The sequence below is a fragment of the Actinocorallia aurea genome, assembly GCF_054783995.1.
On the sequence record NZ_BAAGPQ010000027.1, the window covers coordinates 141,272 to 152,994 of the forward strand.

The 11,723-nt window shown below is 71.0% G+C and carries 11 protein-coding genes; 4 read left to right on the forward strand and 7 right to left on the reverse strand.

All coding sequences use genetic code 11. The features are described from left to right. Positions 1-13: 13 nt before the first annotated feature. Positions 14-442 (forward strand): hypothetical protein, encoded by a 429-nt coding sequence (locus ACYVOM_RS30135; protein WP_460306927.1) that lies wholly within the window; start codon positions 14-16, stop codon positions 440-442. A gap of 93 nt (positions 443-535) precedes the next feature. On the opposite strand, the gene ACYVOM_RS30140 is transcribed toward ACYVOM_RS30135, so the two are convergent. After that, complete coding sequence (locus ACYVOM_RS30140) at positions 536-2,062, reverse strand: FAD-dependent monooxygenase (protein ID WP_460306928.1); 1,527 nt, start codon at positions 2,060-2,062, stop codon at positions 536-538. A 175-nt stretch (positions 2,063-2,237) separates the two neighbouring features. Here ACYVOM_RS30140 and ACYVOM_RS30145 point away from each other — a divergent pair, with 175 nt between their 5' ends. Next, positions 2,238-2,876 carry a TetR/AcrR family transcriptional regulator gene (locus tag ACYVOM_RS30145; protein WP_460306929.1) on the forward strand — a complete coding sequence of 213 codons (639 nt, stop codon included), beginning with the start codon at positions 2,238-2,240 and terminating at the stop codon, positions 2,874-2,876. A 41-nt stretch (positions 2,877-2,917) separates the two neighbouring features. Here the strand turns inward: ACYVOM_RS30145 and ACYVOM_RS30150 are convergent, their stop codons facing one another. The 6 genes from ACYVOM_RS30150 to aceA all read right to left on the reverse strand — a co-directional run bounded on the left by ACYVOM_RS30150 (position 2,918) and on the right by aceA (position 8,900). After that, positions 2,918-3,880: an ABC transporter ATP-binding protein gene (locus ACYVOM_RS30150; RefSeq protein WP_460306930.1), complete on the reverse strand. Its 963-nt coding sequence runs from the start codon at positions 3,878-3,880 to the stop codon at positions 2,918-2,920. 63 nt (positions 3,881-3,943) lie between these two features. After that, a complete protein-coding gene (locus tag ACYVOM_RS30155) occupies positions 3,944-4,240 on the reverse strand; it encodes a hypothetical protein (RefSeq protein ID WP_460306931.1) in 297 nt (98 codons plus the stop codon). A gap of 95 nt (positions 4,241-4,335) precedes the next feature. Continuing rightward, a complete protein-coding gene (locus ACYVOM_RS30160; RefSeq protein WP_460306932.1) occupies positions 4,336-5,193 on the reverse strand; it encodes a helix-turn-helix domain-containing protein in 858 nt (285 codons plus the stop codon). 631 nt (positions 5,194-5,824) lie between these two features. Further along, positions 5,825-6,613: an ABC transporter permease gene (locus ACYVOM_RS30165; protein WP_460306933.1), complete on the reverse strand. Its 789-nt coding sequence runs from the start codon at positions 6,611-6,613 to the stop codon at positions 5,825-5,827. After that, positions 6,606-7,394: an ABC transporter permease gene (locus tag ACYVOM_RS30170; protein WP_460306934.1), complete on the reverse strand. Its 789-nt coding sequence runs from the start codon at positions 7,392-7,394 to the stop codon at positions 6,606-6,608. Before ACYVOM_RS30170 ends, ACYVOM_RS30165 begins: the two co-directional genes overlap by 8 nt. A gap of 219 nt (positions 7,395-7,613) precedes the next feature. Continuing rightward, positions 7,614-8,900: an isocitrate lyase gene (gene aceA / locus ACYVOM_RS30175; RefSeq protein ID WP_460306935.1), complete on the reverse strand. Its 1,287-nt coding sequence runs from the start codon at positions 8,898-8,900 to the stop codon at positions 7,614-7,616. Between the two features lie 153 nt (positions 8,901-9,053). Here aceA and ACYVOM_RS30180 point away from each other — a divergent pair, with 153 nt between their 5' ends. After that, complete coding sequence (locus tag ACYVOM_RS30180) at positions 9,054-10,496, forward strand: helix-turn-helix domain-containing protein (protein ID WP_460306936.1); 1,443 nt, start codon at positions 9,054-9,056, stop codon at positions 10,494-10,496. Positions 10,497-10,703: 207 nt separating this feature from the next. Next, positions 10,704-11,666 (forward strand): glucosyl-3-phosphoglycerate synthase, encoded by a 963-nt coding sequence (locus ACYVOM_RS30185; RefSeq protein WP_460306937.1) that lies wholly within the window; start codon positions 10,704-10,706, stop codon positions 11,664-11,666. Positions 11,667-11,723: the final 57 nt, after the last annotated feature.

Below are 11,723 nucleotides of genomic sequence, written 5' to 3' on the forward strand. Positions count from 1 at the left end.
GACGGTGGTGACGGTGCGGCACGCGCTCGGTTTCCTGCTCGGGATCCTGCTGATCCCTGTCCTGGCCTACGGCATGGCGTGGGGCTACGCGCGGGCGAGCGCCTCGGTCAACCACCTAGACCTGACGATCGCCGACACCACCCAGTTCTACGGCGCCTTCGCCACGATGGGGGCGGTCGGCCTCCTCTTCGGCATCTTCATGATGGCCCGCTGGGCGTCCCCCTTCGTCTCCCTCTTCCCGGCCGTCGCCTACCTGTACTGGAGCGGCTGGTACCTGGTCGACCCCGCCGAGGCGGCCGGCCTGGTCACCCGGATCCCGCCCGGCGGCGAACTCGACGCCGCCCTCCAGGGCCTGCTCACCTCGGGCTTCTTCGCCCTCGCGGGCTTCGCCCTGATCGTCCCGATGTGGACCCCCGGCCGCTGGCGCCGCTACGAGGACTGACCCCGCCTTCCCCGCCTTCGCCTGTCTCCATCCGGCCCCGGCCTCCTTCGCCCTCGCGCCCCGCTCGAACTCGGCGGCCGGTGCGCCGCCGGTTCAGGCTGGTGAGGCGGCGGAGGGCCCGGTGAGGCGGGCCAGGTAGGCGGTGATCTCGGTCGGCGAGGGGGTGCAGGTGGCGAGGCCGATGTAGCCGTCGGGTCGGAGCACGAAGAGGGCGTTGTGCCCTTCGGTGACGCCGTAGGCGGCGTGGGCGGTGCCTTCGGCGTCTTCGAAGGCGGGCGAGCCGACGGCGACGGTCAAGCCCGGGGCGACGGACTCGGCCACCCCGCGGGCCCCTTCGCCGAAGGCAAGGAGGACCGGGGCCCCCGTGTGGATGAGCGGGAACAGGCGGACCGCCGCGCCGTTCGCCGTGCCGATCGCGTCCGGGGCACGGTCGCCGGCGAGCGGTTCGGCGGGGTCCGTGCGGTGCTCGACGGTGAGCGGGCTGTCCGGGTAGCCCAGGATCAGTTGCCGGAGTTCGGGGTCGTCGCGGCGGTGGGCGTCGGCGGCGCCCTTGGCGGCCTTCTCGTGCAGGGCCGTGCTGACGCCGAGGACGTTCGCCGCGACGGGCAGCCGCTCGGCCTCGTAGGACTCCAGCAGCTCCGGAGCGGCGCCGCGCAGCACGGCCGCGAGCTTCCACCCGAGGTTGTAGGCGTCCTGGAGGCCCGTGTTCAGGCCCTGGCCGCCCGCGGGGGAGTGCACGTGCGCGGCGTCCCCGATGAGGAAGACCCGGCCGACGGCGAAGCGCTCGGCCATCCGGATGTTCGGCCGGAAGACCGAGGACCACACCAGCTCGGTGAGCTTGATCCTGCCCGCGCCCGCGGCCGCGTCCACGGCCTCCTGGAACACCTCCAGGGACGGCTCGGGCGTCTCGACGCCGGGCGGCACCGGGAGCATCAGCTGGAAGGTGTCCGTGCCGGCGAGCGGGCACAGGGCGGTCGGGTAGGACTGGCCCTCGCCCTGGAACATGTGCCAGAAGTCGTGGTCGATGCCTTCGGCGCGGACGTCGCCGAGCAGCATCCGCTCCTCTTCGCGGGTCTCGCCGACGAACGCGACGCCGAGGCACCGGCGGACCGTGCTGCGCCCGCCGTCGGCGCCGACGAGGTGGCGCGCGCGGATCTCCCGCACCCGTCCGGAGATCCGCACGAGGGCCGTCACGCCCGAGGAGTCCTGGGTGAACGACACGAGCTCGGCGCCGGCCGTCACCGCGCCGCCGAGCTCCGCGAGCCGCTCGCGCAGGATCAGCCCCGTGCGCCACTGCGGCACCATCCACGTGTTCGGGTACGGCACGTCCGCGGTGGCCTCGCGCGGCTCGGCCATGTGCCCCGTGAACACGACCTCCCCGCTCACCTCCATCCGGATCCGCGGATAGCGCCCGCCGTGCGCCACCACGCGGTCGATGACGCCGAGGTCCTCCAGCACCTCCATCGACCGCGGCTGGAGCCCCTTGCCCCGCGCACCCGCGAACGGCTCGGCGTCCCGCTCCAGCAGCACGTGCGCGATACCCCGCCGCGCCAGCTCGCAGGCCAGCACCAGCCCGGCGGGCCCCGCCCCGGCGATCAGAACCTCGGTCTCGGTAGGCATCGCGCTCTCCTCCGTCGCGCCGGGTCTCGCTGAGCCCGGCTTCGCTGAACCACGTGTCGATGAACCACGTGTCGATGAATCGGCTTTGGGTGAACCGAGTTTTAGTGAATCGAGTTTCGATGAATCCGATTTCACCATAACCGAGTGCTAGCGTCTTCGCAAGGAGGTGGGGTAAGTGGGCGCGAACGCGACCGAGGGCGGGGTGCGCAAGCTTCGAGCCGCGCAGACGGAGGCCGCGCTGAAGGAGGCGGCGGTGCGGGTGTTCGACCGGGTCGGGTACCTGAACGCGAAGATCACCGACATCACCGCGGAGGCGGGCCGGTCGGCGGGGTCGTTCTACAGCCACTTCGCCGACAAGGAGCAGCTCCTGGAGGCGCTGCTCCAGGACCTCATGGACCACGGCGACGAGGAGGTCGCCGCCGACGCCGCGCACAGCCCAGACTTCACCTCGCGCGACGCCGTCCGCTGGCACGTCGCGCAGTCGTGGGCCCTGGGCGAGGAGCAGGCGCCGGTCTTCGCCGCGCTGCGCCAGGCGGCCCTCGTCGACGAGAGGTTCGCGCGCCGGCTGACGGAGCTGATGTCGCCGGTCGTCGCCGACCTCGCCGGGCACTTCGCCTATGTCGCGGCCGCCGGCCGCACCCTGCCGGGGCCGCCCGAGGACGTCGCCCGCGCCATGATGGCCCTGGTGACCGAGTACCACGCCACCTGGCTCACCCAGCCGGCGCGGACCCGCCTGCCGGCCGACGCCGCGATCGACCTCGTCACGAACCTGATCTTCACCGGTATCGGCGGCGACACCGCCGCCGACGACTGACCGGCGGCGAGTGACCGGCAGCGACAGGCGGGGCGGCGCGCTCAGCCCGGCGCGGTCGCGCCCCGGCCGTAGAGCCGGGTGACGACGTCCTCGATGTCCGGCTCGCGCAGTGCGATGTCGACGACGTCGTGCGCGCTTGCGACCGACGCGACGACCGAGGCCGCGTTGACGTCCGGCGGGATCGCCAGCCACATCCGGGGCCCCTCGCGCCTGATCAGGCGGATGCCCGGCGGCGGCACGGGCGCCTGCGCCGCCGAGGCGAGGTCGACGACGAGGGTGCGGTCGGCGGGCGCGGTGGCGCGCAGGTCGTCGAGGGTGCCGTCGAACGCGAGCCGCCCGTGGTCGATGACCATGACGCGGCGGCACAGCCGCTCGATGTCGCCGAGGTCGTGCGTGGTGAGCAGGACGGTCGTGCCCTCCTCGGCGTTGATCCGGGCGAGGAACTCCCGGACGGTCGCCTTGCTCACCACGTCGAGCCCGATCGTCGGCTCGTCCAGGACGAGCAGTTCGGGGGAGTGCAGGAGGGCCGCGGTGAGGTCGCCGCGCATCCGCTGGCCGAGGCTGAGCTGGCGGACGGGCGTGGCGAGGAACGGCCCGAGTTCCAGCAGTTCGGTGAGTTCGGCGAGCCTGTGGCGGAACCGCTCGTGGTCGACCCGGTAGAGGTGGCGGATCAGGGCGAAGCTGTCGCGCAGCGGGAGGTCCCACCACAAAGTGGTCCGCTGGCCGAAGACGACGCCGATGCGCCGCGCCAGCTCGGTCCGCCGCCGCGCCGGATCGAGCCCCGCGACCCGCAGTTCGCCCGACGACGCGGTGAGGATCCCCGTGAGCATCTTGATCGTCGTGCTCTTGCCCGCCCCGTTGGGCCCGAGGTATCCGACGAACTCGCCGGCCCCCACCTCGAACGACATCTCCGCGACGGCGGTCACGAGCGTCCTGTCCCGCCGCAGGAACCCCTTGCGGGTGTGGACCGCGAAGGTCTTGGTCACCCCGTCCAGCCGGATCATGCGCCCCCCAGAACTCCCCGCCCGGCCCTCAGCGTCCCATCCGGCGCGTCCGGGCGTCCATGCTCAGGGAGAGGTGGCCTGCCTGTGCACTTCGAGCGCCGCGGTCGCCGGGAGGTCGGCGGGGGAGATGGGGGTGCCGCCGGGGTGGGTGAACCAGAGGCGGCCGGAGTCTTCCGGACGGGTGTGGCACCAGACCTCGACGGGTGCGCCGTCGTCGAGGGCCGCGGTGAGGTGCCAGTGCTCGGTGCGGACGGTGAAGCCCCTGCGGCGCAGGAGCACGGCGAGGTGCTCCAGTGCCAGGCGGCGGGGCCGGGCCGTCTCGCCGCTTGCGGTTCTGCGGGCGGCTGGCGCGTCGGGCACGGGGGGCTCCTCTCCGGCGCATGTCTGCCTTACCCAGAACATTAGGTTTTGGGCGTTTTGTTACGCAGGGGGTGTGGCAATGTGTGGCCCCCGACTTAGCCGAGACTCTCCCTCGCCCGCGCGATCAGCGTCCGCGCCTCCTCGTCCCCGACGGCGATCGCCGTGAGATCCGAGAAGGCGGCCTCGTAGCGCGCCACCTCCGTCGGGGTGGTCACCGCGACCTCCGCCGACAGCAGCTCCACGTCCACCCGGTCGCGGTCGTAGAGGATGAACGTCTCCAGCACCCACTGCCGGGCCCGGTCGGCGCCCATCGGGATGACCAGCACCGCGACCCTGGGCATGCCGACCACGTCGAGGAGCCTGTCGAGCTGCTCCCGCATCGCCGCCGGGCCGCCGTGCCCGTAGTAGAGCACCGCCTCTTCCAGGACGAACGTGTACGTGTGCCCCGGCGCGCGCATCACCCGCTGGCGGGACATCCGGGCCTCGACGGCCTGCGCGACGTCGTCGGGCGTGCCGAACCGCTCGGTGATGGAGGTGAGCAGCGCGCCGGCGTAGCCGCGGGTCTGGAGCATGCCGGGGATCACCTGGGAGGCGTAGACGCGCAGGTGCCCTGTCCGCTCGTACAGCGGGACCTTGGCGATCTGGAGGCGGCGCAGACCCGCGCGCTGGGTGCGCTTCCACTCGACGTACACGCCTTCGGCGGTGCGCAGTTCGGCGAGCAGGTCCTCGACGCGCTCGTCGGCCGCGCAGGCGCGGCACCAGACGCGGATCACCTCGGGGGTGGCGGCGCGTACGCCGTGCTCGATCTTGGAGACCCGGGTGCGGTCCCAGCCCGCGGCCTGGGCGAGTGCGACGGCGGTCAGGCCGGCGTCCTGGCGGATCTCCCGCAGCCGGTCGGCCAGCGCCTGGCGGGCGGCCTGGGCGGGAGGGTAGGGGGAGGGGCGCTGCGGCATGGCGGGCTCACCGGCTCATGTGGACGCGGCGGAAGGCGCCCGGCACGGGTCAGCGGCCGCCGGTGGGACGGCGTCCGCTCGCGGGACGGCGTCCGTTCGCGGGCGGGAGCCCGGTCCCGGGCTGGTGCCCGTTCTCGGGCCGGTGGGCAGGTTCGCCGTTTTCGGCTGCACTGAGGGCCTCCAGGATCAGCTTCCGCATGCGGGCCGGGATGCGGACCATCGTCTCGCGTTCGCCCATCGGGCTGTGTCGAGCCGTCTGGGCGCGCGTATCGGCATCGGTTTCTTCGTCCCCCTGGAACAGGAGGTCGCCGCTCGTAGGGTCGACGAACAGTGCGGGGCAGTTGCCCCCGTTCGTCAGAGGATCTATACACAAGAAGACTATGGGCACGAAAGGGACATTCTTGGATTGATGGTGCGCCTGTCCGAGGCACATGGTGCCTTCATCTTCCCCCGGGCACCACAGCGGCCGCCGTGGTTGGCCGGATGAGGCCAAGATCGGTATCTAGCCCCAGAAGTTGCGTGGGGAAGGATTTTGCAGTTCAAAGCGCTCTATAGCGGCTAAATAGCCAGAATCAAGCCGATTTGACACAGGTCACCCATATCTGATCTGTGATCACGGTGCCGCCGTCCGTCAGCTCCCCGTCGAGGTGTACCGGCGCAGGCCCGCCCGCCAGGCCAGGACCGCCGCCAGGCACAGCGCCGCGGTCACGAAGGGCCCGGCGAACCTGACGAACGTCGGCAGGCCGAGCGGATCGGGGCGGCCGAAGATGAAGAGCGACGGCTGCCAGTTCACGAAGGCCAGCGGCACGGTGAACGTGAGCGCGCGCATGAAGTCACGGCCGTAGAGCGACAGAGGGTGCTGCGCCATGAAGACCCCGCCCCACGTCACCGCCTTGGTCGCCTCGTGCCCGTTCACCAGCACGAACTGGACGGCCGCCGCCAGCACCCACAGGGCCCCGAACAGCACCGCCCCGTTGACGATCATCAAGGAGGTCAGGGCCGCGTCCGCCGCGGAGAGGTCGAGCCGCGCCGCGCTCCACCCGAGGACCGTCCCGGACGGCAGCAGCCTGCCGAGCTTGCGCGGCGAGAAGTCCTCGGTGGCCAGTTGCACCAGCGGTCCGACGGGCCGGATCAGCATCGTGTCGAGCGACCCGGCCCGGATGTGCCTGCCGAGCCTGTCGGCGGACCCGACGGCGAGGTCGCTGAAGGTGAACGAGAGCTGGCACGCGCCGTAAAGGAAGCCCGCTTCCGGCGCGGAGAGCCCGCCGAGCACGGGCATGTGCGTGAACAGGATGACGATCGCGATGAGGTCGAGGGAGGTGCTGACGGCGGCGCCGCCGACCATCGCGACAAGGGTGACGGGGTACTGGGCGGCGGCGCGGACCCACGTCCAGGCGAGCAGCCCCCACGTCCTAACCACCCTGGATCACCAGCTTCCGGTGGGCCGCGCCGGTGAGCACCCTTCCGAGGCCGAGCAGGGCCGCCGCCCACGCCGCCTGGAAGGCGTACGCCCAGGCGAGGTCCCAGCCTTGGCGCTTGCCGAGGAAGACGTCGGCGGGCACCTGGACGAGCGCCGCCCAGGGCAGCGCGTTCGCCACGTCGCCGAGCAGGCCGGGGAAGACGACGAGGGGAAGGATCATCCCGGAGAAGAACAGCGAGCAGACCATCGCCAGGCCTTCGATGCCCCGGGCGTCGTGCACCCAGAAGACGGCGAGAGCCACGAGGTAGCGCACCGCGAAGCTCACCACGACGGCCAGGACGACCGAGCAGAGGAAGGCCGCCCAGCGGAGCGGTCCGTCGGGCAGCACGAGCCCGAACGCCAGCCAGCCCGCGGCCATCGGCGGCACGCCCCGGGCGACGAACGTGAAGGCCGCCCTGCCCAGGTCGTCGGCGAGCCACCAGAGTTGGAGGTCGGCGGGCCGGTGCAGGTCGATGGCGATGTCCCCGGTGCGGACGCGCTCGGCGAGGTCGAGCCCGCCGAAGATCTGGACGGGCCCGATGAGCGCCTGCGTGAGGAAGCTGAACGTGATCGCGTCGGCGACGGTGTAGCCGCCGAGGTCGGGCCGGTACTCCCAGAGCGCCATGAGGACGAACGCCCGGATGAACCCGAAGAGGGTGTTGGAGACCGCTTCGCCGAGGGCCGCCAGGCGGTAGGAGGAGTTCCGCCGGAAGGAGAACCAGCACACCAGCGCGTAGGTCAACGGCTCCCCCCGGTCCGCGGCACGGACCTTCCAACATAGACGAGGGGCCCTCCCGGATGCACGGTCCGGAAGGGCCCCTCTCAGGGGACGCGCGCGGCGGAGGGGGAGTGGCCGCGCGTGTCGGGTGGCCGTCCCCGGGAGGGTGGGCCCAGGGGACGGCCTCGCTGTGGCCGAAGGAGGCCGTGGCCGGCCTGGCGGTTCGGCCGGATGGGCCGCGGCCTAGTGGAACTGCTCCGACTCGGTGGAGTCCTTGTAGGCGGTGGTCGACGAGTTCGGGCTGATCGCGGTGGAGACCAGGTCGAAGTAGCCGGTGCCGACCTCGCGCTGGTGCTTGGTCGCGGTGTAGCCGCGGGCCTCGCTGGCGAACTCGCGCTCCTGGAGGTCGACGTAGGCGGTCATGCCCTCGCGGGCGTAGCCGTGCGCCAGGTCGAACATCGAGTAGTTGAGCGCGTGGAAGCCGGCCAGCGTGATGAACTGGAACTTGAAGCCCATGTGGCCGAGCTCGCGCTGGAACTTCGCGATGGTCGCGTCGTCCAGGTGCTTCTTCCAGTTGAAGGAAGGCGAGCAGTTGTAGGCCAGCATCTGGTCCGGGTACTCGGCCTTGACGGCCTCGGCGAACTTGCGGGCCAGCTCCAGGTCCGGGGTGCCGGTCTCCATCCAGATGAGGTCGGAGTACGGCGCGTAGGCCAGGGCGCGGGCGATGCAGGGCTCGACGCCGTTGCGGACCCGGTAGAAGCCCTCGGCGGTGCGCTCGCCCGTGATGAAGGGGCGGTCGCGCTCGTCCACGTCGGTGGTGATGAGGGTCGCGGCCTCTGCGTCGGTCCGCGCGATCACCAGGGTCGGGACGCCCGAGACGTCGGCCGCGAGGCGGGCCGAGTTCAGGGTCTTGATGTGCTGGCCGGTCGGGATGAGGACCTTGCCGCCCAGGTGGCCGCACTTCTTCTCGGAGGCGAGCTGGTCCTCCCAGTGGACGCCCGCGGCGCCGGAGGCGATCATGCCCTTCATCAGCTCGTAGGCGTTGAGGACGCCGCCGAAGCCGGCCTCGGCGTCCGCCACGATCGGGGCGAGCCAGTGCGGCGCGTCCTCGGCGCCTTCGGACCAGGTGATCTGGTCGGCGCGCAGCAGCGCGTTGTTGATGCGGCGGACCACGGCCGGGACCGAGTTGGCCGGGTAGATCGACTGGTCCGGGTAGGTCTGGCCGGAGAGGTTCGCGTCACCGGCGACCTGCCAGCCCGACAGGTAGATGGCCTTGAGGCCCGCCTTGATCTGCTGGACGGCCTGGTTGCCGGTCAGCGCGCCGAGGGCGTGGACGTAGTCCTCCTCGTGCAGCAGCTTCCACAGGCGCTCGGCGCCCAGGCGGGCCAGGGTGTGCTCCTCCTGCACCGAGCCGCGCAGCTTGACGACGTCCTCGGCCGTGTAGGTCCGCTCGATGCCGTTCCAGCGCTCGTCCGTGTTCCAGGCGTTCTGCAGCTCTTCCGCTGCGCCCTTGAGGCGACCCTCAGTCATTGTCTTGCTCCCTCGTTCGTCGTCCCCTGGGTGCTATGTCTCCGAGTGTGCGTCTCTTGACATCAAGGTTCTACTAGTAAGTAACAGAAAGTTCTGCGCTTTTTGCGGTACTATCAAGCCGTGGCGACCTTGCGAAGCGAAGAATCGTTGAACTTGTCGAGTGGTGTAGACCTTTCCGTGTTCGGTCAGCGCCTGCGGCACTTGCGCCGTCAGCGTGGTCTTACCCTCTCTGAGCTGGGCGAACGAGTCGGCCGGGCGCCGTCCCAGCTGTCTCTTCTGGAGAACGGAAAACGGGAGCCGAAGCTCTCGCTGCTCCAGTCCCTCGCGCACGCCCTCGGCGTCCCCGTCGAGGAACTTCTCCAGCGAGAGGCCCCTTCGCGGCGCGCCCAGCTGGAGATCGCCCTGGAGGAGGCCCAGCGGGACCCGATCTACACCTCCCTCGGGCTGCCGTACCTCAAGGCGTCCAAGAGGCTGCCTAACGACGTCCTGGAGCACCTCCTCGGCCTCTACGACGAGCTCAAGCGCTCCCGCACCAAGCCGACCGCCTCCCCCGAGGAGGCCCGGATCGCCAACGCCGAGCTGCGCCGCAAGATGCACGACCGGGGCAACTACTTCGGCGACATCGAGCAGGTCGCCCGGCGCACCCTCGAATCCGTCGGCTACAAGTCGGGCGCGCTGTCCCAGGGCATGCTGATGTCCCTCGTCCAGCACTTCGGGTACTCGCTGCGGTACGTGCAGGATCTGCCCCGGTCCGTCAGGTCGATCACCGACCAGCGCAACCGGCGGATCTACCTGGAGCGCGAGCAGCTCGGCATGCACACGCCGCGCACGATCCTGCTCCAGACCCTCGGCCACGTCGCCCTCGGCCACTCCGTCCCCCGCGACTTCGCCGACTTCCTGCGCCAGCGCGTGGAAGCCAACTACTTCGCTGCGGCCACCCTGATCCCCGAGACGACCGTCGTCCCCTACCTCCAGGACGCCAAGGCCAACCGGGAGCTGTCGGTCGAGGACCTCGCCGACATCTTCTCCGTCTCCTACGAGATGGCCGCCCACCGCTTCACCAACATCGCCACCCAGCACCTCGACCTGCGCTGCCACTTCACCAAGAACGACGAGAGCGGCACGATCTACAAGGCCTACGCCACCGACGGCCTGGTCTTCCCCGCCGACGAGGACGGGGCCATCGAGGGCCAGCGGATGTGCCGCCAGTGGGGCGGCCGGCGCGTCTTCAACAGCGACGACCGCTTCTCGGTCTTCTACCAGTACACCGACACCCCCACCGGGACGTACTGGTGCCTGTCCCACATCGACCCGAGCCATGAGCGGGACTTCGCGATCACCCTCGGCGTCCGGTTCGAGGACTCGCGCTGGTTCCGTGGCCGCGAGACCGCCAACCGCGTCAAGTCCTCCTGCCCCGACGGCGACTGCTGCCGGCTCCCCCCGGCCGACCTCGCCCAGCGCTGGGAGGGCCAGGTGTGGCCGTCGGCCCGGGCGCACTCCCACGTGCTCTCGGTCCTGCCGCCCGGCGCCTTCCCCGGCGTCGACGAGGCGGACGTCTACATGTTCCTGGACAAGCACAGCACGGACGGGCGGTGATCCGGAAGGGCGGATGATCTTTCGGCACGGCACGGCGGCCCGGAACCTTCCCGCGCGAGCGGATCGTTCCACTTCACGCGGTCCGACCCCGCCTGTGAACTCCATGTTTCGGACGGTTAAGTTCAGGGGTCGGTCTCCTAGCCTCCGTATATGCGGGTGGATGATCGGGGATGCCCGCGGTGTTCCTTTTCAGGAGAGGAGGGTGCTGTGCTCGCAGAAGCTTCGGACTGGCTCCGCCGCCGGTCCGGCTCCGCCGCGGACTGGCCGGTCGAAACCCTGCTTGGCTTGAAGGGCTCGACCACGGTGAGCGTCGTGCTGCCCGCGCGCGACGAGCAGGACACCGTGGGGACGATCGTCGCCGCCATCCGGCGCGACCTCGTCGAGCGGGCCCCGTTGGTGGACGAGATCGTCGTGATCGACTCCCGTTCCGTCGACGACACCGCGGCGGTCGCCGCCGCGGCCGGGGCGAAGGTCTTCGCCCAGGATTCCATCCTGCCCAAACTGCCGTTCCTGTCCGGCAAGGGCGAGGCGCTGTGGAAGTCGCTGGCCGTCACGTCGGGGGACCTCGTGGTCTTCGTCGACGCCGACCTGCTGAACTTCTCGTCCTCCTTCGTGACGGGCCTCCTCGGACCGCTGCTGTCCGATCCCTCGGTCTCCTACGTGAAAGCGTGCTACGACCGTCCCTACAACGGCGCGGAAGAAGCCTTCGCAGGCGGCGGACGCGTCACCGAACTCGTCGCACGGCCGCTGCTCAACCTGCACTGGCCCGCGCTCGCCGGCGTCGTCCAGCCCCTCGGCGGGGAGTACGCCGGACGCCGCTCGCTGCTGGAGCGGCTGCCCTTCGCCACCGGCTACGGCGTGGAGGTCGGGCTGCTGCTCGACGCCTACGAACTCGTCGGACTCGACGGGCTCGCCCAGGTCGACCTCGGCGTCCGGGAGCACTCCCACCAGCCGACCGACGTCCTCGCGGCGATGTCCGCGCAGATCCTGCAGACCGTGTGGTCGCGGCTGGACCGGCACGGCCTGATGATGCCGCTGTCGGCCCCGTCGCCCACCCTCACCCAGTTCCGGCGCGACGCGGCGGGCTACCTGCCGTCCGACAGGGACGCCTCGGTGGGCGAGCGCCCGCCGATGATCGAGATCGAGGAGTACGCGCTGACGATGCGCTGATCCCTCACCGCTCGCGCGGCCCGTCCACCCGGGTGGGCGGGCCGTTCGCGTGCACCG

Coding starts and splice junctions, on each gene's coding strand:
- ACYVOM_RS30140 (WP_460306928.1), bottom strand. CDS start 2,062: ATGCCTACCGAGACCGAGGTTCTGATCGCCGGGGCGGGGCCCGCCGGG.
- ACYVOM_RS30150 (WP_460306930.1), bottom strand. CDS start 3,880: ATGATCCGGCTGGACGGGGTGACCAAGACCTTCGCGGTCCACACCCGC.
- ACYVOM_RS30160 (WP_460306932.1), bottom strand. CDS start 5,193: ATGCCGCAGCGCCCCTCCCCCTACCCTCCCGCCCAGGCCGCCCGCCAG.
- aceA (WP_460306935.1), bottom strand. CDS start 8,900: ATGACTGAGGGTCGCCTCAAGGGCGCAGCGGAAGAGCTGCAGAACGCC.